Here is a 21,945-nt window from a genome sequence, read left to right as displayed (position 1 = left end):
TGCGGTGAGCCGTCAGCGGGTCTTGGGGGCGAGGAGCTTGGCCAACATCGCCGCGATCAGATTGAGGATCGCGATGATGATGATCAGGGTGAGGGCCGCTCCCCAGTAGTAGAAGCTCGACGCCGACTGGGCCGAGGACCACATGTCCTTGATGAACAGCGGCAGCGATGTCATCCCGCCCTCGAACGGGTTGGTCTGCACCTGCGAACTGGCCGGGCCGGCCAGGATCAGCACCGGCGCCGTCTCACCCATGATGCGGGCGATCGCGAGGAAGATGCCGGACAGCATGCCCGACAGCGCGGTCGGGATCACGATCCGCATGATGGTCTTCCACTTGGGGATACCCAGCGCATACGACGCTTCACGCAGTTCGTCCGGCACCAGCTTGAGCATCTCTTCGGTGGAGCGCACCACGATCGGGATCATCAGCAGGATCAACGCGAGGCTGACCATGAACGCGCTCTGCCCCATGGACAGCCCGATCACGAACACGGTGAAGATGAAGAGGGTGGCCACGATCGATGGCACGCCGGCCAGGATGTCGACCATGAAGCTCACCGGCTTGACCAGCCAGGTCGTCGGGTACTCGACCAGCATGATGGCGGTCATCACCGCGATCGGCACCGAGATCACCGTCGCGATGAGCGCCTGGATGAGTGAGCCGATGATCGCCTGCGAGATGCCGGCCCCGTACTGGCTGGTGGTGTCCACGCCGTAGGCGTTGCCGAACCACCAGTTCGGGTCGGTGATCGCCGGGAATCCCTTGGAGATGACCGTGTAGAGCAGCCACACCAGCGGGATGACCCCGAGGACGAAGCAGGCTGCGAACACGCTTCGCGCCGCATTGTTGCGGAACTTGCGGCCCGCCGACACGTCGCGGAACGCGCTCGGCGATGACTTGACGGGCCCGCTGGGCGAGACCTCCGCAGTGATTGTCATCCGTTCACCTTTCCACCGGCGATCACGCGGGCGACCGCGTTGACCACGAACGTGAGGACGAAGAGGACCAGACCCGCCGCGATGTACGCGCCGGCGGACGCCTCACTGCCGACGAACTCGCCGACGTCGCGTGCGATCTTCGACGCGAAGGTGTCGCCGCCTTCGAACAGCGACCATTTGAGGCGACCGACGGCCGCGCTCAGGATGATCATCAGTGCGATCGTCTCGCCCAGCGCGCGACCCAGCGCCAGCATCGATGCCGCGATCATGCCCGAACGCCCGTACGGGAACGAGGTCATCCGGATGACCTCCCACTTCGTGGCGCCGAGCGCCTGTGCCGCCTCTTTGTGGGCCGACGGCGTCTGCCGCAACACTTCGCGGGTGATCGAGGTGATGATCGGCAGCATCATGATCGCGAGCACGATACCGGCGGTGAAGATCGTGCCCCCACCGGAGATCGACGTCTTGCCGCTGGAGAAGAGGAAGAACCAGCCGAAGGTGTCGTTCAGCCACTCTGCGAATGGTGCGATCACCGGCGCGAGAATGTAGATGCCCCAGAGGCCGAAGATGATCGACGGCACCGCGGCCAGCAGGTCGATGACCGCGCCGAGCGCGCGGGCGATCTGAGTGGGCGCGTACTCCACCAGGAAGACCGCGATGCCGATCGCGATCGGCGTGGCCATCACCAGCGCGAAACCGGATGACAGCACGGTGGCGCGGAAGAGTTCCCACACACCGAATGCCGCGGTGCCGTTGGCGAAGTCCTGGCCACTGACGTTCCACTCGGACGAGAAGAGGAAGTTGGCGTTGTTGTCGAGGATTGCCGGAATCGCATCGACGAGAAGTGAGATGCCGATGGCGGCGATCAGGATGATGACGAGGAAACCGGTGCCCTTCGCCAGGTAGGCGAAGATCTGGTCCCCCAACTGTCCGCGAGGGCTGCTCAGACCCGGGTGGATCTGCTCTTCCAGCTCGCGTTGCTCGGGTGTGAGATTCGGATCGTTCTCGGGTGTGGGGGGCGGCGCCTGGCCCGGCGAGCTGCTGCTCGCCGGGCCGGGGCCGACTCCGGTGGTGTCATCCACGGACATCTTCTTGATCGTCTATTCCTGTGAGGGAGCCGGAGCGGCAGTTACTGGATCGCGTCGATCGAGGACTGCAGCTTGGTCTGGAACTCCTGCGGAAGCGGGATGTAGCCCGCGTTCTGCAGGTCTGCGCCCTGGTTCTGCGGAGCCGAGGCCACATTGAGGAACGTCTTGACGCCCTCCGCGGTCGGGGTGTCCGAGTACTTCGAGCACACGATTTCATAGGTGGCGAGCATGATCGGATAGGCACCCGCTTCAGCCGGCTTGTAGAACGACGAGGTGTCGATCACCATGTTGTGGTTGTCGGGTCCGTTCTGCAATGTCGCCGACTCAATGGTCTTGCCGCCGGTCTCCGACGTCAACTCCACGCCCTGGGGGTCCTGGTCGGTGATGATCTTGGCCATCGACAGATCGTTCGACTGTGCGAACGCCCACTCGACATAGGCGATCGAGCCGTTGGTCGGTTTGACCGCGGAGCCCACACCGGGGTTGCCCTGCTTGCCCTCGCCGACACCACCGTTGAAGGTCTTGCCGGTGCCCTTGTCCCAGCCGCCGGCCGCGGTCAGATACTTCTGGAAGTTGTCGGTGGTACCCGACTGGTCGGCGCGATAGATGACGTTGATCTGCTCGTCGGGCAGGTCGACGCCCTCGTTCTCGGCGGCGATGGCCGGGTCGTTCCACTTGGTGATCTGACCACTGAAGATCTTGGCCAGGGTCGGGCCGGACAGCGCGAGGTTGTCGACGCCGTCGATGTTGTAGGCGACCGCGATCGGGCCGAAGACCAGCGGCAGGTTCCATGCCTCGGAGCCACAGCGCTGGGCCGCCGCCGCGACGTCCTCGTCCTTCAGCGGTGAGTCGGAGCCGCCGAAGTCGGTCAGGTTCTGGTTGAAGTCCGAGACCCCCTGGCCCGAACCACCGCCACCGTAGGCGAGTTCGTAGCCGGGGCAGGTCTTCGCGAGCGACGTCGAGAAGATCGTCATGGCGTTGGCCTGCGCGGTCGAACCGCTGGCCTTGAGCGCCTGCTTGCCCTGGCACTGGATGTCGGCGACCGCCGACGCCGGTGCGGCGCTGGTGTCCCCCTTGTCGGCGTTGCTGCTACATGCACCGAGGACGAGAGCGGAAGTGGCCGCCAACGAGGCGAGCGCAACACCGGAACGACTCAATTTCACAGGTTTTCCTCCAGCATCAGATCATGGCGCATCGCCGTAGCGACGTCGCCCGGTCGCACTGACCCTAGGTTCGGAGGGTGGACACTCCGCGCCCCGAAGGTGAACGGAGAATGAATTACGGTCCGTTTACTGGCGTCGTTGTGACCGATCACATAGCCGGTCAGGCGACCCACTTCGCCGACGCGAAGGTATGGTTTTCCAGCCGCACGAACCGGGCCATCCGCGCGATCAAATCATCCGTACGCGACGTCGATCGCGTACTGGGTGAACCCGAGTCGTTCATACGTGCGCAGCGCCGCCGTGTTGTCGCCTTCGACGTAGAGCTCGATCTCGGCGACACCGCGATCGGCGAGATGATGGAGTCCGGCCAGAGTCAGCAGCCGCCCGAGTCCGCGACCCTGCGCCGCGGGATCGACACCGACGATGTAGACCTCGCCCAAGGACTGGTCATGTACCTTCGTCCAGTGGAATCCGAGCAGTCGCGCAGGATCTCGGCTGTCGAACGCGAGGAACAATCCGTCGGCGTCGAACCAGTCGCTGCGCACACGCTCATCGATCTGATCGAGGGTCCATCCACCCTGCTCGGGATGCCAGTCGAAGGCGGCGTTGTTCACGCGAAGGATCTCTGCGTGGTCACCTGGCCCCGAATAGGTGCGCAGCACAAGGTCTTCGGCGACCTCGAGGGCAGGCAGCGACTCGGCATCAGGACCCACCGGGCGTCGGAGCTGCAGCAGTTCGCGGCGCCGTGCCAGACCCATCGACGCGGCCAGCGCAACCGCGCCGGGCAGATCCCCGTGCGCCCACGCCTGCGGGCCCGGGTCCGCGATCAGATCCGATGCCACAGCGAACGCCGACGACACCAGCGCCCGACCGAATCCGCTGCGCCGGTCGGCCGGGTCGACGACGGCCTCGACCATCGCGGACTCGCCGGGCCGACCCGGCAGCACGTTGGCGTAGCCGGCACCGGAGATCAGATGGCGCACACCCGAGTCGGCCGATGCGTCGATCGCGTGGACCGCCTGCTCGGAGAGCGGGGAGACGCCGTCCGCGGTGGTCGCCGACGCCACCAATCCGTGTGCGAAAGCAGCCATCTCGGGGGTCAGCCGATCGAGGACCGTCGGCTCGACTCCGGACTCAGTTCCCGGTGCTCGCACTGAACTCCTCATCGAACGGGCCGTCGAGATCGTCCGCGCCGAGATCGTCGTCCTCGTCGCCGACCACGTCGAGCGAACTGTCACCGGCACCCGGTCGACCCCGATTGGGGCGCACCGCTTTGTAGCCCACGTTGCGGACCGTGCCGATCAGGGATTCGTGCTCGCTACCCAGCTTGGCGCGCAGACGACGCACGTGGACATCGACGGTGCGGGTGCCGCCGAAGAAGTCGTAGCCCCAGACCTCTTGCAGCAGTTGCGCTCTGGTGAACACACGGCCGGCATTCTGGGCGAGGTACTTGAGGAGTTCGAACTCCTTGTAGGTCAGGTCGAGCGGACGACCACGCAGACGCGCGGTGTAGGTGCCCTCGTCGATGACGAGTTCACCGAGCGTCACCTTGCCGCTGGCCTCCTCCGACGTCATGCCCCGGGTCCGCACCACCAGCAACCGAAGTCGCGCATCGAGTTCCGCCGGACCGGTGGCCGGCAAGAGGAACTCGTCGAGCCCCCAGTCGGCATTGACGGCGACGAGTCCGCCTTCGGTCAGCACCGCCGCGACCGGAACCGATGAACCGGTGCTGCCCAACAGCCGACAGAGGCCGCGGGCAGCGGCGAGATCGGTGCGGGCGTCGACGATGGCGACGTCGGCGTTACCGGCCTCCATCAACGAGGACACCTCGGTTGGTGCGACTCGAACCGTGTGCGCGAGCAGTGAAAGCGATGGCAGTACGGATTCCGGATTAGGGTCGGCCGTCAACAGCAAGAGATCCATGAACCACTCCGATCTCGTCGTTCCCCAAACCCAAGGTCGCGCCGCCCCGGAACGCACCGTCGAGCCCGGTTCGGCGTCTTTCGCGCGACGGTCGATTGTTTACGCCGCCTTACCAACGTGTGCGCGATAGATGACAGAATAGCGCCAATGTCGCGTTTCGCTGTTAACAAGGCGACCGAGCGCGGTCGGCAGCGCACGCCTGAGCCCCGACCACGCCGACGCCACCCCGGACGTCGAGTTCTGGGCATCGGCATCATTCTCGTGACCCTGGTCACAATCGGTGCGTTCCTGGCCGATACGGCGGTCGCCATGCGTAGCGAACACAGTTTCTCTCGCGCGCTGCTCTCGTCACCGCACGTGATCTACGATCCCGAGGTCACCATCAGCGGTTTCCCGTTCATCAGCCATTCACTTGAAGGCGACTTCGCCGGGGCGGTGATCACCGCGCGCGGGGTGCCGATCGGGTGTCCGCCGCCCGGCGGATGTCACGCCGAACTGGGCGCCGTACTCGACGGTATGTCGGTTGTCAACGGGTTTCAGATCGAATCGAGTGACATAGTGCACACTTCGTCGATCGACGCCTACACACGGCTCGATTCGGTGAACCTCGGTCGCATGATGGGCATCCTCGACCTTACGGTCAACACGCCCGCACCGACCGACCGCGCCGGCGGGGGCGGCCCCTCCGATGGCCTACTCGAGCGTTCCAGCGGTGTCCTCCTGTCCGGGACCGTGCCCCTGCCACCCGTGGACGCCGACAGCCCGATCCCGCCATCCGCGTCGGCCTACCCCGGCCCCACGGTGAAGGTCAGCGTCGAGGTCGATCTGTCTGTCGTCGACGGGCGCCTGCACATCGAAGCAACCGGCTTCTATACCGGCCCCGAACGCCACATCGACTCCGATGTCGCGCCGGACCTCCGCTCCTATGTGCTGTCCCGCTTCACCACGACCCTCCCCCGCCTGCCGATGCCATGGAATGTGACGCCCACTCGCGCTCACAGCGAAGGAAGTGACGTGGTGCTCGCTGGCACACAAGGCGAGTCGGACCTCGTGCCGCGAGACTTCTGACCACGGTGCGGCTGCGCCGACAGAACCCCGCATCACGCCGACAGAACCCCGCATCACGCCGACAGAACCCCGCATCACGCCGACAGAACCCGAAATTTCGTCGAGAGAACCCTCGACCTGCGCAGTAACCGGCGGAATTCGCCCTGGCGACGGGTTCTCTCGACGAAATTTCGGGTTCTGTCGGCCGCCATCGGGCGGGTTTGGAGGCGTAGGTCACCTCTGTGTACCCTGGTCGGCATGCAACGCCGCCGTGAGTTCATGCTCACTCGCCGTCGTGCGATCGACTTCTGTCGCGTCGCCGACTGTTGCTGTCGTTAGAACGGTGAGCGCGGCGCCTGCTCGGCGCGTTCACATTCACGATGGCGGCCGCGGCAGTTCTTGCACATCTGGCATCACTCGTCCGAGTCCGGACACCATTCTCGGTGGCCACTCATCCGCGACGAACCACCGCGCCGACATCATCCCGCATCACACGCACAACACATTTCGTTCAGGTATCCGGGAAGGATCAACCATGGCACGTTCCGACGTCCTGGTCAGCGCCGATTGGGCTGAGCAGAACCTCAACACCGACAACGTCGTCCTCGTCGAGGTCGACGAGGACACCAGCGCCTACGACGGTGGCCACATCGCGGGCGCCGTGAAGCTCGACTGGAAGACCGATCTGCAGGATCCGGTCCGTCGTGACTTCGTGAATGCCGAGCAGTTCTCCAAGCTGCTCTCCGAGCGCGGCATCTCCAATGAGGACACCGTCGTGCTCTACGGCGGCAACAACAACTGGTTCGCGGCCTACGCGTACTGGTACTTCAAGCTGTACGGCCACATCGACGTCAAACTGCTCGACGGCGGACGCAAGAAGTGGGAGCTCGACGGACGGCCGCTGTCCACCGACGCCGTTTCCCGTTCGACCACCGACTACAAGGCCGCCGAGCCGGATGTGAGCATCCGCGCGTTCCGCGACGAGGTCGTCGAGGCCATCGGCAACAAGAACCTCGTCGACGTGCGCAGCCCGGACGAGTTCACCGGCAAGATCCTGGCGCCGGCCCACCTCCCGCAGGAGCAGAGCCAGCGCCCGGGCCACATCCCCGGCGCCATCAACGTGCCGTGGAGCAAGGCGGCGAACGAGGACGGCACCTTCAAGAGCGACGACGACCTCGCCGAGCTCTACAAGGAAGCCGGCCTCGACGGCCAGAAGGAGACCATCGCCTACTGCCGTATCGGCGAGCGCTCGAGCCACACCTGGTTCGTGCTCAAGGAGCTCCTCGGCCATCAGAATGTGAAGAACTACGACGGCAGCTGGACGGAATACGGGTCGCTGGTCGGCGTCCCGGTCGAGCTGGGAGAAGGAAAGTAAATATGTGTGCTGCACCCAAGCAGGGACAGAAGCTGCCCGCCGGCGTCGACGTCGAGAAGGAAACCGTGTTGACCGGGCAGGTCACCGACTCGTCGGGAGCGGCCGTGGCCGGTGCCTTCGTGCGGCTGCTCGACTCGACCGGTGAGTTCACCGCCGAGGTCGTGGCGAGCCCGACCGGCGACTTCCGGTTCTTCGCCGCACCCGGCAACTGGACGCTGCGCGCACTTTCCTCGGTCGGCAACGGCGATGTGACCATCGCACCCGAGGGACCCGGCGTTCACGAGAAGGACATCGTCGTCTCGAAGTAATTCGTCCTCCCGGACATCACGAGGGCCCGGCCACCACACAGGTGGCCGGGCCCTCGACTTCTCTGACAGCCCTGTCGCTACGCGCCCTCGACGACGGCGGCGAGTCGATCGAGCGAGGCACGCAGACGGTCCGGGGTGGTCCATCGGGCGCGGGGCAGACGTTGCTCGTCGTGCAGGTTCGTCCAGTCATAGGTGTGGGTGACCACTGTCGCGTTCTCCCCCTCCGGACTGAGCTCCCAGCGCCACACATGTCCGCGGGGTTCGCCTCCCGGCTCCGCCGGACACCACGCGATCACGCGGCCCTCGTCGAACTCGACGACATGGTTCTCCCGGACCAAACCGTTGGTGAGGGTCATCGTGAAGATGTCGCCGACACGGGTCACCCGGTGGCCGCCGGGCGCGTCGGCCAGGTTGTCGTTTCCGTCCCACTCCGGTTGTCGGGCCGGGTCGGCGATCAACTCGAAGATGCGCGCCGCGGGCGCCGACATTCGGAGAGAAGCCTGTGAGATCCGCTCTTCTTCGGTCATGTACCCATCCAACCACTCGCGCGGGGGACCTCGGGTCGATGACGATGCGGCCAGGCGCTAGACTCGGCGCGTGGTCCTTTTCTTCGAGATTCTGCTGATTCTGGCATCGATTCTGATCGCCTGGTTCGGTGTCTACGTCCTCTACCGTCTGATCACCGACGAGTCGTGAGTTCCGCCGACGCGGACAACACCGAGTCGGGCGGTGCCGATTCGGGCGATTCTCGTCCGGTCGGACGCAGGTCTGGCGACGAAGCGATCAACCTGGCGGCCGAGCGTGCCAAGGAGACCGCGGAACGCAACCTCCCGCAGTGGGGCGAACTCCCCCTCCCGCACGACACGGCCAATCTGCGCCACGGCGCCGATCTGCATTCGGGCCTGCTGGCCCTGCTGCCCATGGTCGGGGTCTGGCAGGGCGAGGGCGAGGCCAACGACCCGGAGACCGGCGAGGACTATCACTTCGCTCAACAGATCATCGTCAGCCACGACGGGCAGAACTTCCTCAACTGGCAGGCCCGTTCATGGGTGATCGACGAGGATGCGCGTTTCGTTCGGCCTGATCTCCGCGAGACCGGCTACTGGCGCATCGGCCCCGACGACTCCATCGAGCTGCTCCTCGCCCACGCCGAAGGTTCCGTCGAGCTGTTCTACGGTCAGCCACTGACCCAGACGTCGTGGGAACTGGCCACCGACGTCGTGATCAAATCCGACTCCGGGAAACGCACCGGCGGGGCCAAGCGGCTGTACGGTCTGGTCGAGGACGGCGACCTCGCCTACGTCGAGGAACGCGTCGACGCCGACGGCGACCTCATCCCCCGTCTGTCGGCCAAGCTGCGTCGCTACGCCGGCTGACGTACCGCGCCCGGTCGCGATGTCGCGGCCGGTCAGTGGTCAGCGCGTCGCAGCCAGCGTCGGCGATCCGACCACGCCAGATACAGGTTCTTCTTGGGGATGGCGCTGTAGACCACCGCACCGAGCATGATCACGACCGATCCGTAATTGGTTGCGGTACCAGGCCTTCCGGGCGACCCGGGGATCAGGGCGCCGGACGACGACAGCCCTGCGGGGCGGCCGGGGTGGCTGTCCACCCGCTCGCCGACGACGGAGAACACCTGTCCGGTGTCGGCGTCGGCGCGGACCGGGAAGGTCCTCCGGCTGCGCGGTGCGATCTCGGCGACCGCCCGCTCCTGATCGCGGTTGTAGATCACCGCGATCGATTCGTCGCCGGTGTTCCGGATGGTCATGGTCTCCGCACTGTTCCGATACTGATAGGTGACGCCCGAAGCCTCCGCATCGAGGTGTACCTGATCGGGATAGCCGCTGTCCCAGTCGGCACTCCACGGGGTCAGATAGTGGTGATCGAGGTGATCGCGCCGCGTCGGGATCGGCAGGTCGCTGGGCATCAGTTCCCCGGCGGAGAACCACATCACCCCCAGAAGCGTTGGGCAGGAATCGGTTCGGGACGCCTGCACGTAGCAGACCTGATCCCCCGGCGGCACCGGCACCGATTCTCCGGGTGAGGCGACGACCAGGTCGAGCGGGCCGTCGGTACCCACGGTCAGCACCGCCACCTCGGCATCGCCGCTATTGTGGATGGCCACTTCGCCGTCGATCCGCGTGTAGTACACGCCGCGCGACAGCGGGTCGGCGAAGACGAACGACGGGGTTCTCGAGGTACCGAAGTCCACGTCGCCGGGCTTCCAGTACCGCCCGTCGGGATCACGGTCGGACCAGTGCACCTCGCCGGGGCACGGACCGTCGAGGATGAACTGTGGTTCGTCGCTCTGCGGGTCGAGGCCCTCGACGATCTGGCCCACGAGCACCGGCCGGCCTCCGAGCCGTTCGGTCTGCACGATGTGGAACCCGGCGATGGGCAACGCAACCGATGCTCCGGCCGGCAGGTGACTGAACACGGTGTCGTCGGTGGCGGAGAGCTGCGGGGTGGACAGCACCCCGAGGTCGGCGACGCCCTGGTTGTGCAACACGAGGTGGTCGGCGCCCGCGGGCCGCGAATAGGTGAGCCCGGAGACATGTCCGGAGATCCAGGTGGCAGCGCCGTCGTTGGTCCAGTCGGCGTCGTCGGGAGTCAGGAAACGGGTGCGCACATCCTCATCGACGTGCAGGTCACCCTCCTGCAGTTCCGTCAGCCGGCCGGTGATCGGTCCGTCCAGGTCTGGCACCACGTGTGCGTGCGTCGTGGTCATGTCGGTCTCCCTTGGCGAGTTCTTCGTCCATGTGTGATTCGCGTCCCGGCCCGGCGCGGATTGGGTCGGTGATCAACTCCGATCGACGCCTGTGAACAGTTCACGCCACGTGCACGTGAGGGGCACGAGTAGTCAACTACTTGAATTACCGATCGCAGCCCCTGTGACGTGCGTTACATCGGGTCGGGTCGACCGACATATGGGCGCAGTGCCCGTCCCGACTGCGCCGAGCGCCGACAGAACCCCACATCACGCCGACGGAACCCAAAACCCCGCCGACAGAACCCCAGATCTCGCCGACAGAACCCTATCGGCGCATCTGGACAGGTCCCCTTGTCACCGACCGAAGCCCTGACGATGCGCCGGAGGCTGGCCGCTGCAGGCCGGACCGGTCCGCATAGTCGCTTCCGGTCCCGCTTCTGGATTCCGTCTGTCAGCGGACATGAAAAACTGCCCATGGGCGGTCACGAAAGTGCCCGCTGACGGCCAATAAGGACTGCCCACTGGCGGTCACGAAACTGCCCGTTGGCGGACACGATTTTGCCTGCACCTGTCTCATCCGACGGCGCGTCTGCGCTGTGCGGGCCTCTCCCGTGGTTTCGATGGCGATGCCTAGTCGTATCGAACTCACGCACGGGAGAGACCCTTCTTGAAGTCTGACGGAGAACTCATGGACATACTCAATGCCTACGACCTGACGGGGTCGTATCGGGCTGCTGCGCAGTTGTGCGGGTGCAGCCATCACACGGTCAAGCGGGCGGTGGACGATCGTGCTGCTGGGCTGGCGCCGGCGGTGCGTCGCGCCCGGTTGATCGACGATTTCCTGCCGCATATCGAGGGGTGGGTGCAGGACACGAACGGAAAGATCCGCGCCGACAAGGCGCACGAAAAGCTTGTCACTCTGGGCTATAGCGGCACTGAACGTACCACACGTCGTGCGGTGGCAGAAGTGAAAGCTTCATGGCGACTGGGTAATACGCGGGTACACCGTCCGTGGTTCACCGAACCCGGGTTGTGGCTGCAGTACGACTTCGGTGACGGGCCGGTTGTTGATGGCCGCAAGGTCGTGTTGTTGGTGGCGTGGCTGGCGTGGTGCCGCTACCGGGTGGTCATCGCGCTGCGAGACCGCACCGCGCCGAGTGTGTTCGCCGGCCTGGACCGGGCGTTCCGCATCATCGGTGGCGCACCGACCTATGTGTTGACCGACAACGAGAAGACCGTCACCACCGGCCATATCGCCGGGGTCCCGGTCCGCAACCGCGACGCGGTGTCGTTCAGCCGCTACTACGGCACCACCGTGCTCACCTGCGAGCCGGCGGACCCGGCGACCAAGGGCGGGGTGGAAAACGCGGTCAAGCTGGCCAAGGCCGATATCGTGCCGACCGACACCAATCTGCTCGAGGCCTACGACTCGTTCGCCCAGGTCGTGGCGGCGTGTGAGCAGTTCATGGTCGAGGTCAACGACCGCGAGCACCGCACCACCGGTCGGCGGCCGGTGGAGATGCTCGCCGCCGAACGGATGCGGTTGCATCCGATTCCGCAACTGCCGCATACCGCCGGGTTGGGGGTGACCCGTCAGGTTCCCAAGAACACGCCGATAATCGCCTTCGAACATTGCCAATACTCTGTTCCGGCAACACTGTTGGGTCAATCGGTGTGGGTGCGTCATCATCCGACCACCGACGAGGTGATCGTGTGTGCTCTCGATGCCGGCGGCCCGGTCGAGGTCGCCCGGCATGCCCGCGCCACTCGCGGGACCCCCGCGATCGACGACGCACATTTCCCCGGACATCAGCCGAAAACACCAGGCGACTATCGGATTCGGGCCCGCACCGCCGAAGAACAGGCATTCCTGGCGATCGGCGAGGGCGCCGGGTTGTGGCTGAAAGAAGCCGCCTCCGTCGGTACCGAACGGATGCGGGAGAAGATGCGCCACGCCGTCTCCCTGGCCGCGCTGCACGGGGCGGCAGATGTGGACTGGGCACTGGGCAATGCCGCGGTGCATGGCCGCTTCGCCACCGGTGACCTCGACTCGGTCCTCGCCGCCAAAGGGCTCGACCAGACGCGGCATCACGCCTCAGAAACCACGTCCCTGGCCCAGGGAACGAAGGGATGGAACATGTTGGGCACCAACACTATCGATGAGAATGAGGCCACCGAGGAGGAAACACGATGACCGCCGCCACAACCGCACCCCACACCGTGCTGCCCCCGGAGGTCGAGGCATTGATGCGGCAACTGCGGCTCCCGCACGCCCGCGCCATCGCCGGCGATGTGCTCGCCACCGCCCGCTCTCAGCGCTGGGACCCCGCCGAAGTCGTCAAAGCATTGCTCGCCGAGGAATCGGCCGGCCGGGCCCGCTCCATGCTCGCCTCACGGCGCAAATCGGCGAACTTCCCCACCGGCAAGACCTTCGACGTGTGGGACGAGACCGCCTCATCGATCCCGGTACCCACCCAGCACGCCCTGCAAACCCTCGAATGGGTCCAGCGACGGGAGAACCTCGTCGTCTGCGGGCCCGCCGGCACCGGCAAAACATTCTTCCTCGAAGCGCTCGGGCAGAAAGTGATCGAAGCCGGCATGCCCGTGGCCTGGTTCAGCCTCGAGCAACTCGGCACCCTGGTGCGCGCGCACCGCGCCGACGACACCCTGGGCAAGGCCATCGCCAAGATCGTGCGTGCCGAGCTCGTCGTAATTGATGACGTTGGCCTGCTCCCCGTGGGTAGCGATGCTGCCGAGGGCCTGTATCGGGTCGTAGAAGCCGCCTACGAACGTAAATCCGTGGCGGTGTCCTCCAACCTGCACCCGTCGAAAGCGCACTTGTTCGCGCGAACGTGTGCGCACTGGCACCGAAACTGCACGGGTTCGGGTGTGGATCGTCAGGTGTGCTGCGGTAGTCGGTCTGGGTCGACGTGGTCGTTGAGGTAGATCAGCGCGCCTTCGGGTCGCATGCCGAAGGCCGCGGCGACGAGTTTCGGGTCGAGGGTGTTGACCAGATCGGCCAGGCGGGTGGTGCGCAGCAGCTTGGGCGACACGTCGCACGGGTCGAGCAAATGGGTCAGGTAGGCCTCGGAGGCGGGTCGTCGGTCGGCCTTGGTGCCGCGGGTGACGAGCAAGTGCGGGTTGTCGGTGTGCAGTCGGTCGCGGTGGGCCAGGCAGCGTTGCAGAGCGGCCCAGCTGACCGGGTCCAGTGGTACCGGGTGTGGTCGCTGCCCGAGCCGGATCGATCGAGCACCGTCGTCGATGTGATCGATCTGCAGTGTGCGTACTTCGCGGTTGGATGCGCCGTGCAACAGGGCCAGTAGCCCCATCAGGGCCTCATGGGGGTGGGTGTCGGTATCGGTGCTCCAGCGCCGAAACAGGTCCCGCTGGTGGTCGATCGTCAGGGTGGGCCGCGAAACGCTCGGTAGCGTTTCGCGGATAGGCCGCTGGTGGGGTCGATGAGTAGCACGTGGCTGGTGTGGGCGAAGCGGAAGAATTGGCGTAGAACCGTCAGCCGGCGTGCTTGGTTGTTCGGTGAGGCGGCGAGAAACGCTTCGATGTCGGCAACCTCGACGAGAGCCCAATCCTGTTTGCCGCGTTGGGAATCGAGGAAGACCGCGAGATCTCGGACGATCGCCAACGCCGTCTCGATGGTGCGGTCGGCGCGGGGCCGGGTATGTGCCCGCCGCGCACGTTCGCGGGCACGGAGCATCGACTCGGCAAAATCTGCAGCTGCACAACGCATCCCGGGTGGTACGGCATCGATCCGTTTCTGCCGGCGGTCGGCGGCGAGTCGCTCGGGCTGGTCGGTGGCCATCGCCAGGCCGCGGTCAGTGAAGAACGTCTCCAGCGCGCGGGCCAGCGTTCCCATCGACCGGCCGGGCCGGCGGGCCCGCTCGAGCACACGCTGCGGATGGTTGGGGTGGTCGTCGTCGAGTAGCCGAGCCAGCGTGGTGATCAGTCCGCTTGCGCGAGCCGGGCAATGCCGGGCGGCCAGATACGCGACGAAGTCCTCGAGCCAGTCCGGCGGCTCGGCGAGCCGGGCGGCGAGGGTCTCGCCCCGCACGAACGGCCGGTCCGGGTTGCGCTGCCAGCAACGAGAACACAGGCCATGTCCGACGTGGCGACGGAGCTGGCCGCAGGACACACAGATCCGGGGCGGGTCCTTGGCCGGGCCCGGACGTGAGCACAGCCCGCACCACCCGGTCGAATCCCGCAGATAGCCGGGCTTGCCGCAACGCGGGCACAGCGACTTCGCGGCGGCGCGCTCGGCGCGTCTGCGGCACCCTCGACACAACGGCTCGTCACGAAATCGGGTCGGGTTGCCGCAGGCAGCGCAGCGGCGCGAGCACACCGCGCAGCGGCCGGTCGCCGCGAACAGCACCCGGTCACGGGCGCAGCCCGGGCATCGCTCCTTCGCCTGCTGCGCGCGTATCCGGCGGATACAGCGGCAGCAGTGCTCGCGGTCGCGGTATCCGACCGGGGCGCCACACTCGACGCAATCACGTTGCCGCTTACCCATTCCCGCGCTCCAGGTCGTGTGCTCACATCGGCGGCATCGACCGGCCCCGCACGGTGGCCGCCGGCTCGGAGCTGACCGGTCGGGCCGCCTCAGCGGGCTGCTCGACCGGCGCGGTGTCGATCTCGAACAGGTCATCGGGGGTGCACTGCAGTGCGGTGCACAGCGCGATCAGCGTCGACAACTTGACCTGGCTGGGTTCCTTGGTGAACAGCGCCGACACCGACGCCGCCGACATCTGCATCCCCGCTCGCTCCGCAAGCAACCGCCGCAACTCGGTCGCGGTCCACACCTCACGCTGGGCCGCCGCCATCCGCAACCGCCACCGGATCCTCATACCGTTGCGTCCTCCGCGTCCTCCGCGCCGAGCTCGGCCAACGTCGAGGTGACCGCACGCCGGTAGGCGTCCTCGATGAACGTCGCCGACGGACGCACATACCGCATCGTCGAGCCGACCGTCCAGTGACCCAGAAGCTGTTGTATTGCAACCAAATCCACGCCACGCTCGTAATTGTGCGTGGCGCACGCCCGGCGCAGCGCGTGCGGGCTGAACCGTTCCACCGCCGGCCGACCCTCCAACTCCATCAGATACCGCAGCCGGTTGCGGATCGTGCCACGATGCAACGCACCACCCGACTCGTCAGCGAACAGCACCACCGAGTCGGGAAACTTGGGCCGCACCTCGGCCAGAAACCAGCCCAACAACACGTCCAACCCATCGAGCATCGGTACCCACCGCGGCCGCGGACCCGACATATGCGCCCCCTTCCCGAACCGCACATGCAGCTTGCCGAACGGTCCCCGCCCGAAATGGACATCGGCGACCTCCAGTAACGACGCCTCCTCCGACCGTAGACCCGCGTGATACAGCGTCCGGAACATCGCGTAGTCCCGCGCCGCCGGCACATACTTGCGGGCCGTGGCGATCCTGGACTTCAAGAACTCGAAGAACTCACCCACCCGTTCCGGACTCGGCGGCGGCGCGACCGCCGGCGAATCGTCCCCCACATGCCGCGACGCGTTGAACTCGTCGATCGGACACACCAACCGCACCCCGAACGCCGCCTCGATCTCGGCCGCCTTCCGGGTCTGCAAGAACCGATGGAACCCCTTGAAGATCTGCACGTACTCACGCCGCGTCGCCGCCGAGAGACCCGCCACCGCCAACTCCCCAACCACACGATCGACGTCCTCGCTGGTGACCTCCCACGCCGGACACCCCAACGCCGACAACGTCCGCTCCAACAACCCGACATCATTGTCGATCGTCACCGGACTGAACCCCCGCGCCCGCCACGACGCCACAAACGCATCCACGCATTGTTGTTGAAACACAGCAGGATCGGCCACGACCGGCTCGACCGGGACGGCGCCACCGGAAATCACCCGCAGACCCTCCATCGCCGGCACACCTTCTTCCCACTTAACTGGTTCAGGTAGCACCTAACATATCTCGATCCCACCTTGAAAACAGGGAGGACACGCAGAGCGCCCTAAAGCCCAGCTAGCAGCACATTTCCCCCGAGACGAACAAGTGCCAGCCCCATATGGTTTCGACGAGCTGATGCCCAAAACACTGGCCACCGCAACAGTGGACCGGCTGCTGCACCATGCCCACTTGTGCCAGACCAGCGGCGACTCCGTGCGCCTGGCCCAAGCACTCGCCGGGAAGGGGGTCACCGCCCTGAACTGACCATCCCCGGTGGCGGATCTGTGGGCAGATTCATGTCCGCCACCGGGCACCCCTTCATGACCGCCTACGGGCAGTTTCCATGTCCACCTATGGGCACTTCCCGATGTCCCTTGACATCCGTCGACGCGACAACGGGTTCTGTCGATGCAAAAACGGGTTCCCTCGGCGCAAAACCGGGTTCCGTCGGCGCCAACTCGGGTTCCGTCGGCGCGAAAACGGGTTCTGTCGATGCAAAACCGGGTTCTGTCGATGCAAAACCGGGTTCCCTCGGCGCAAAAACGGGTTCCGTCGGCGCAAAACCGGGGTTCCGTCGGCGAGGCGCAGGTACTCGAGACGCAAGCGGCCCCCGTACCACCCGCGAACGGGTCTGGGCCGATCAGACAGGATCGGGGTACGGGGGCCGGGTGACCATCTGGGATTCGCCGGCACGGACGGTGCATCGTCGCGGGTGGGACCCGCCGCGCACGCCGTGGCAGTGAAGCCACGGTCCGCGTCAGCGGATGGTCACCTCACGTGTCCAATAGTCATACAACTTCGAACCACCTCCTTCCTCGTGTACAGCCGAAGATACGCCCGCCCCCGCAGCGGTCGCAACGCTTTTTTCAGGCTGTCTGCGCGGCCGCCGTCTCGACCACCGAACAGTCCGAATTCACGGCCAGAACATCTTGTGCCGCAATGTGATGCGTCACGATGACAACGGTTCTTTGTTCGCCGAAGAGGCCTGGGCCGGATGCGATGATGCGGCGCAGCAAGGCGGCGCCATCGGCGGCGTCGAGGTGTTCGGTCGGTTCGTCGAGCACCACCACCGGCGCCGGATGCAGCAGCGCGCGGGCCAGAAGGATGCGGCGGCGCTGACCGCCGCTGACGGCGTCCGGACCGGCTGTGAGATCGGTGTCGATACCGTCCGGCAGCGAGCGCAGCCACTGACCCAGGCCGACCGCGTCGAGCGCCGCGATCACGTCGTCGTCGGTGGCATCGCCACGGGCCACCAAGAGGTTCTGCCGGACCGTTGTCGAGAAGATGTGACCTTCCTCCGCGAAATAGCAGGTGGCCGCGCGTGGATCGACCGGCTCACCGACGCTGTCGCGGCAGTCGATGGAGCCGGCGCGCGGCGCGAGCAGACCGGTCAGCGTCAGTGCCAACGTCGACTTCCCCGAGCCGCTGGGTCCGATCACCACCATCCGGGCGCCTGGCGGCAGTCGGAGATCGAGCCCGCCCGCGGGACCGAGTTCCGGGCCCGACGGCCATCCCCAGCGCAGACCGTCGGCCGACAGTCCGACCGGTCCGGGGTGGATGACCCGGTCGCCGACGTCGCCGCCTTCCCGGTCCACCGCGGGTGTACCTGCTTCGTCGACCAGCGCCATCACCCGCGCGGCGCATTGTCGACTCCGCTCGAGCTGGATGCCCGCCTCCGTGAGCGGTCCGGTGGATTCGAACGCGGACAGCGGCAGCAGGATCAACACCCCGAGGATCATCGGTGTCAGACCGTCGCCGGACGCGACTGCGGCGATCGACCCGGGAACAGCGGACGCCAGGTGGATGCCGATGATGCATGCGGCCAGCAACGACACCCCCATCGACAGCGGGGTGGCGGCGCTCGCGGCGGCTTCGTGACGCAACCCGCGGTCCGAGGCAGCCAGTGCCGCCGCGTCGGCGTCCGCCGCCACGGCGAGGACACGCTCGCGACGTCGCGCCACGGTGAGTTCGGGCGCGTGCCAGAGGGCCGCCACCGTGGCCTCGGACGCCTCGGCGGCCGATGACGCCGCGTCGGTGATCGACCGGGCCGACCCGCGGGCGGCCAGCCACGGCGCCACGACTCCGCTGACGACGAGTGCGACGGCGAGCACCGCGGCCGCCCAGACGGACACGATGGCCATGATCAACACCGCCGCCACACTGGTCACCGCTCCCACCGCGATCGGGATCACGCCGCGGATCAGGGCGTTGCCGATCTCGTCGATGTCATCGCCGGTCCGGCCGAGGAGGTCGCCGCGACGCAGGGTCACCGAGTAGGCCGGCGCGCCGGCCGCCAGCGTGCGGTACACGCGTTCGCGTGCGGTGGCCATGGCGCCGAGCGCGAGGTCGTGGGTGGCCAGGCGCTCCAGGTACCGGAACACGCCCCGGGAGATGCCGAGGGCCCGCACCGCGGTGATCGCCACCGAGAGAAAGAGCACCGGTGGCATCTGCCACGCGCGGGTGATCAGCCACGCCGACAGCGCCGCCAGGCCGAGTGCCGACAGCGAGCCACCGACGCCGAGGAGCACGGAGATCACCAATGGACGACGGTGCAGTCCGAGAAACACGAATGCGCGACGCAGTGGATCGACGCTCGCGACCGGGGCGGACACCCGCGGCTCAGTGTGCACGGTTCACCCCGTCGAGGTCGATGATGTGGTCGGCGAACGACCGTGCGATCGGATGGTGGGCCACCACCACCACGGTGGCCCCGGCCCGTGCACGCGTCGCGAGCATGTCGAGCACCGCCACCGCGGACTGTTGATCCAGATGCGCGGTGGGTTCGTCGAGGAGCATCAGCGGCGCATCCGAAGCGAGCATTCGGGTGAGGGCCAGACGTTGACGCTGCCCGGCCGAGAGTCCGACGCCACCGGCACCGACCACCGTGTGCACCCCCTGCGGTAGCGAGTTCAGCACCTCGTCGAATCCTGCCGCGGACGATGCCTGCTCCAGCGTGACGTCGTCGAGACGGCCGAACAGATCGAGATTCTCGGCGACCGTGCCCGGCACGACGACCGGTTGCTGCGGCAGCCAGGCGATCTGCGCGTGCAGCGCCTCGGGTTCCAGCTCGAGCACCGGGATCGTGCCGATCCGGACGGAGCCGGTGTCGGGCCGGATCAGGCCCATCATGGCCAGCAGAGTCGTCGACTTCCCCGTGCCGTTGGGACCGGTGACCACCGTCAATGCACCGGCGGCGATCTCGCCGTCCAACCGTCGGGGTGCCCAGCCGTCGCGGCCGTGCACGCCCAGGTCGGTGAGGGCGATCGTCGCTCCGGCGATCGAACACGTGCGATGGCCGGTCGGGGCCGCGGGATGATCCTCACCGGCGTCGATGAGATCGGCGACCTCCCGGGCGGCGGCCACGCCGTCGGCGGAGTTGTGGAACTGTGCACCCACCTGCCGCAGCGGGTGATACGCCTCGGGCGCGAGGACCAGAGCGAGGACGCCCGCATAGAGGCTCATGTCGCCGTAGACCAGACGCAGCCCGATCCCGACCGCCACCAACGCCACACAGAGCGTCGCGAGCAGTTCGAGGACCGCACCCGAGAGGAACGCCACCCGCAGCGCCGACATCGTGCTGCGGGTGTGCGCGCGGGACAGCGACGCGACCTGGGTTGCAGCACCTCGGGATCGGTTCAGCGCGCGGAGGGTGGGGAGCCCGGCGATGAGGTCGAGCAGTTGGGCGCTCAACCTGCTCATCGCCGCCAGCTTGCGTGCGGTGCGCTCGCGGGTCATGAGTCCGATCAGCACCATGAACAGCGGTATCAGCGGAAGGGTGATCAGAATGATCAGCGCCGACGGCCAGTCGGTCAGTGCGATGACGACAACGACCGTCGGCGTGACGGTGATCGAGACGATCAGCGCCGGAAGGTAACCCGACAGATACGGACCGAGACTGTCGAGCCCGCGCAGCAGGACCGTCGCCGCGTGGTCCCGACGTGCCGACAGTTCGCGCGGCGATGTACGCGCGGAATCGGTCAGCGCATCGAGTGCGCGGGCCCGCAGCTGCGCGATCACGCGTGCCGACGCCCGATGCGCATAGCGGTCGTGCAGGTAGGTGAACACCACCCGCATCGCCACCGCGCAGGCGAGTACGACCAGATGTGTCTGCTGCGCTGCGACCGTGCGGGTGGCGGGATCGACGATGAGCTCGGACGCGATCGACGCCACCATCGCCGCCGTGATCAGCACGGCGACGAGCATCGCGAACGAGAACGCCGCGGTGGCAAGCACATAGCCGCGAGCGACCGACGAATAGCGGAGCAGCCGGGGATCGATCGGTCCGGTCCGGGACGACGCTGCCTCACGTCCCGGCGCCGCGTCGGTGACGCCGACGGAGTCCTCGGGCCGGACCTGGGTCATTCCGCCGACGCGCGCAGCGACGGCAGCCCGCTCGGTTCGGGGATCTGCTCGACCGAGATCCGCTTCCGGAACACCCAGTAGCTCCACGCCTGGTACCCGATCACCACAGGCGTGATGATGAGCGCCGCCCACGTCATGATGGTCAGCGTGTAGTGGCTCGACGAAGTGTTGTCGATGGTCAAGGTGTACGCCGGATCCGTCGTCGACGGAAGCACATTCGGGTACAGCACCGAGAACAGGGTCGCCACCGTGCCCGCGATGGCGACCGATGTCGCGGCGAACGCGATGCCCTCGCGCTGCATCTGCGTGGCGAGGGCCATCACCACAGCGGCGACCGCGGCGATGAGCACCGGAATCCATGTCCACCCGTTGCCGTGGGCGAACTGTGTCCAGAGCAGGAACGCGGCTGCCACCACCAGCGTCGGGATCGCCAACCGTGCGGCGTACGTCATGGCGTCGCGTTTCAGCACACCCGAGGTCTTGAGCGCGAGGAACACCGCGCCGTGCGTGAGGAAGACCAGCAATGTGGTCAGCCCACCCAGCAGGGCATACGGATTGAGCAGATTGAAGAATCCGCCCGTGTATTGGGCATCGCCATCGATCGGTAGCCCGCGGATCACGTTGGCGAACGCCACACCCCACAGGATCGCCGGGATCCACGACCCGAGCCCGATCCCGATGTCGGCCCATTTACGCCACTTGGGGTCGTTGATCTTTCCGCGCCACTCGATCGCACAGACGCGGGTGATGAGCCCGACCAGGATCAGGAACAGCGGCAGATAGAACGCCGTGAACATCGTTGCATACCAACCACCGAAGGCCGCGAACATCGCTCCGCCCGCGGTCAGCAACCACACCTCGTTGCCGTCCCAGACCGGCCCGATGGTGTTCAGGATCGCCCTGCGCCGCTTGTCGGGATCGGCGATCTCATCGGTCGGTGCCACCGTGTCGTCACCGCCCGTGTGGCTGCGGCCGAGGAACGGCATCAGCATGCCGACGCCGAAGTCGAATCCCTCCAGGACGAAGTAGCCGACGAACAGCACCGCGATGAGCAGAAACCAGAATTCAGGCAGTCCCATCGG

Annotated in this window: 20 protein-coding genes and 1 pseudogene; 7 read left to right on the top strand and 14 right to left on the bottom strand. The window is 66.6% G+C overall.

The window, feature by feature from the left end; translation table 11 throughout:
- Nucleotides 1–12: 12 nt before the first annotated feature.
- From pstA to ACVT6V_RS09795, 5 genes are all read right to left on the bottom strand, one after another.
- Nucleotides 13–939, bottom strand: coding sequence for a phosphate ABC transporter permease PstA (gene pstA, locus ACVT6V_RS09815; protein WP_489899617.1), 927 nt, complete (start codon nucleotides 937–939; stop codon nucleotides 13–15).
- Nucleotides 936–2,027: a phosphate ABC transporter permease subunit PstC gene (gene pstC, locus ACVT6V_RS09810; protein ID WP_489899616.1), complete on the bottom strand. Its 1,092-nt coding sequence runs from the start codon at nucleotides 2,025–2,027 to the stop codon at nucleotides 936–938. Before pstC ends, pstA begins: the two co-directional genes overlap by 4 nt.
- A 41-nt stretch (nucleotides 2,028–2,068) precedes the next feature.
- Nucleotides 2,069–3,190 carry a phosphate ABC transporter substrate-binding protein PstS gene (gene pstS, locus ACVT6V_RS09805; RefSeq protein ID WP_489899615.1) on the bottom strand — a complete coding sequence of 374 codons (1,122 nt, stop codon included), beginning with the start codon at nucleotides 3,188–3,190 and terminating at the stop codon, nucleotides 2,069–2,071.
- Between the two features lie 233 nt (nucleotides 3,191–3,423).
- On the bottom strand, nucleotides 3,424–4,344 hold the full coding sequence (mshD, locus tag ACVT6V_RS09800; RefSeq protein WP_489899614.1) for a mycothiol synthase: 921 nt from the start codon (nucleotides 4,342–4,344) through the stop codon (nucleotides 3,424–3,426).
- Nucleotides 4,325–5,113 carry a winged helix-turn-helix transcriptional regulator gene (locus ACVT6V_RS09795; protein WP_489899613.1) on the bottom strand — a complete coding sequence of 263 codons (789 nt, stop codon included), beginning with the start codon at nucleotides 5,111–5,113 and terminating at the stop codon, nucleotides 4,325–4,327. Before ACVT6V_RS09795 ends, mshD begins: the two co-directional genes overlap by 20 nt.
- A 147-nt stretch (nucleotides 5,114–5,260) precedes the next feature.
- On the opposite strand from ACVT6V_RS09795, the gene ACVT6V_RS09790 reads away from it, so the two are divergent.
- From ACVT6V_RS09790 to ACVT6V_RS09780, 3 genes are all read left to right on the top strand, one after another.
- Nucleotides 5,261–6,181, top strand: coding sequence for an LmeA family phospholipid-binding protein (locus ACVT6V_RS09790; protein WP_489899612.1), 921 nt, complete (start codon nucleotides 5,261–5,263; stop codon nucleotides 6,179–6,181).
- Between the two features lie 514 nt (nucleotides 6,182–6,695).
- Entirely contained in the window at nucleotides 6,696–7,535 is an 840-nt protein-coding gene (locus tag ACVT6V_RS09785) for a sulfurtransferase (RefSeq protein ID WP_489899611.1), read from the top strand.
- A 2-nt stretch (nucleotides 7,536–7,537) separates the two neighbouring features.
- Complete coding sequence (locus ACVT6V_RS09780; RefSeq protein WP_489899610.1) at nucleotides 7,538–7,843, top strand: DUF1416 domain-containing protein; 306 nt, start codon at nucleotides 7,538–7,540, stop codon at nucleotides 7,841–7,843.
- Between the two features lie 77 nt (nucleotides 7,844–7,920).
- Here ACVT6V_RS09780 and ACVT6V_RS09775 read toward each other — a convergent pair whose 3' ends face one another.
- On the bottom strand, nucleotides 7,921–8,370 hold the full coding sequence (locus ACVT6V_RS09775; protein WP_489899609.1) for an SRPBCC family protein: 450 nt from the start codon (nucleotides 8,368–8,370) through the stop codon (nucleotides 7,921–7,923).
- A 255-nt stretch (nucleotides 8,371–8,625) separates the two neighbouring features.
- Here ACVT6V_RS09775 and ACVT6V_RS09770 point away from each other — a divergent pair, with 255 nt between their 5' ends.
- Nucleotides 8,626–9,219, top strand: coding sequence for a heme-binding beta-barrel domain-containing protein (locus ACVT6V_RS09770; protein WP_489900768.1), 594 nt, complete (start codon nucleotides 8,626–8,628; stop codon nucleotides 9,217–9,219).
- Between the two features lie 32 nt (nucleotides 9,220–9,251).
- Here the strand turns inward: ACVT6V_RS09770 and ACVT6V_RS09765 are convergent, their stop codons facing one another.
- Nucleotides 9,252–10,571 carry a hypothetical protein gene (locus ACVT6V_RS09765; RefSeq protein ID WP_489899608.1) on the bottom strand — a complete coding sequence of 440 codons (1,320 nt, stop codon included), beginning with the start codon at nucleotides 10,569–10,571 and terminating at the stop codon, nucleotides 9,252–9,254.
- Nucleotides 10,572–11,220: 649 nt separating this feature from the next.
- On the opposite strand from ACVT6V_RS09765, the gene istA reads away from it, so the two are divergent.
- Together istA and ACVT6V_RS09755 are read left to right on the top strand one after the other, a co-directional pair.
- Nucleotides 11,221–12,747, top strand: a complete 1,527-nt coding sequence (gene istA, locus ACVT6V_RS09760) for an IS21 family transposase (protein ID WP_489899607.1) — start codon at nucleotides 11,221–11,223, stop codon at nucleotides 12,745–12,747.
- The gene (locus ACVT6V_RS09755; RefSeq protein WP_489899606.1) at nucleotides 12,744–13,499 is read left to right on the top strand and encodes an ATP-binding protein; all 756 of its coding nucleotides are present in this window, start codon (nucleotides 12,744–12,746) and stop codon (nucleotides 13,497–13,499) included. The genes istA and ACVT6V_RS09755 overlap by 4 nt, the downstream gene beginning before the upstream one ends.
- On the opposite strand, the gene ACVT6V_RS09750 is transcribed toward ACVT6V_RS09755, so the two are convergent.
- From ACVT6V_RS09750 to ACVT6V_RS09735, 4 genes are all read right to left on the bottom strand, one after another.
- Nucleotides 13,451–13,882 (bottom strand): hypothetical protein, encoded by a 432-nt coding sequence (locus ACVT6V_RS09750; protein ID WP_489899605.1) that lies wholly within the window; start codon nucleotides 13,880–13,882, stop codon nucleotides 13,451–13,453. The genes ACVT6V_RS09755 and ACVT6V_RS09750 overlap by 49 nt on opposite strands.
- Before the next feature lie 71 nt (nucleotides 13,883–13,953).
- On the bottom strand, nucleotides 13,954–15,075 hold the full coding sequence (locus tag ACVT6V_RS09745; protein ID WP_489899604.1) for a double zinc ribbon domain-containing protein: 1,122 nt from the start codon (nucleotides 15,073–15,075) through the stop codon (nucleotides 13,954–13,956).
- Between the two features lie 22 nt (nucleotides 15,076–15,097).
- Entirely contained in the window at nucleotides 15,098–15,409 is a 312-nt protein-coding gene (locus ACVT6V_RS09740; protein WP_489895640.1) for a helix-turn-helix domain-containing protein, read from the bottom strand.
- The gene (locus ACVT6V_RS09735; protein WP_489899603.1) at nucleotides 15,406–16,473 is read right to left on the bottom strand and encodes a tyrosine-type recombinase/integrase; all 1,068 of its coding nucleotides are present in this window, start codon (nucleotides 16,471–16,473) and stop codon (nucleotides 15,406–15,408) included. Before ACVT6V_RS09735 ends, ACVT6V_RS09740 begins: the two co-directional genes overlap by 4 nt.
- A 142-nt stretch (nucleotides 16,474–16,615) precedes the next feature.
- Here ACVT6V_RS09735 and ACVT6V_RS09730 point away from each other — a divergent pair.
- Nucleotides 16,616–16,765 (top strand): annotated as a pseudogene (locus tag ACVT6V_RS09730) (ATP-binding protein); the annotation flags it as partial.
- 602 nt (nucleotides 16,766–17,367) lie between these two features.
- Here the strand turns inward: ACVT6V_RS09730 and cydC are convergent.
- Genes cydC through cydB form a run of 3 tightly spaced genes read right to left on the bottom strand, consistent with a single transcriptional unit; the run spans nucleotide 17,368 to nucleotide 21,942 of the window.
- A complete protein-coding gene (gene cydC, locus ACVT6V_RS09725; RefSeq protein ID WP_489899602.1) occupies nucleotides 17,368–19,113 on the bottom strand; it encodes a thiol reductant ABC exporter subunit CydC in 1,746 nt (581 codons plus the stop codon).
- 7 nt (nucleotides 19,114–19,120) lie between these two features.
- The gene (gene cydD, locus ACVT6V_RS09720; RefSeq protein ID WP_489899601.1) at nucleotides 19,121–20,863 is read right to left on the bottom strand and encodes a thiol reductant ABC exporter subunit CydD; all 1,743 of its coding nucleotides are present in this window, start codon (nucleotides 20,861–20,863) and stop codon (nucleotides 19,121–19,123) included.
- A complete protein-coding gene (gene cydB, locus ACVT6V_RS09715; RefSeq protein ID WP_489899600.1) occupies nucleotides 20,860–21,942 on the bottom strand; it encodes a cytochrome d ubiquinol oxidase subunit II in 1,083 nt (360 codons plus the stop codon). Before cydB ends, cydD begins: the two co-directional genes overlap by 4 nt.
- Nucleotides 21,943–21,945 lie beyond the last annotated feature (3 nt).

Source organism: Gordonia sp. LMA167, from assembly GCF_058130025.1.
The sequence above is the reverse complement of the archived record's forward strand: the minus strand, read 5'-3'. Positions and strand labels throughout refer to the sequence as shown.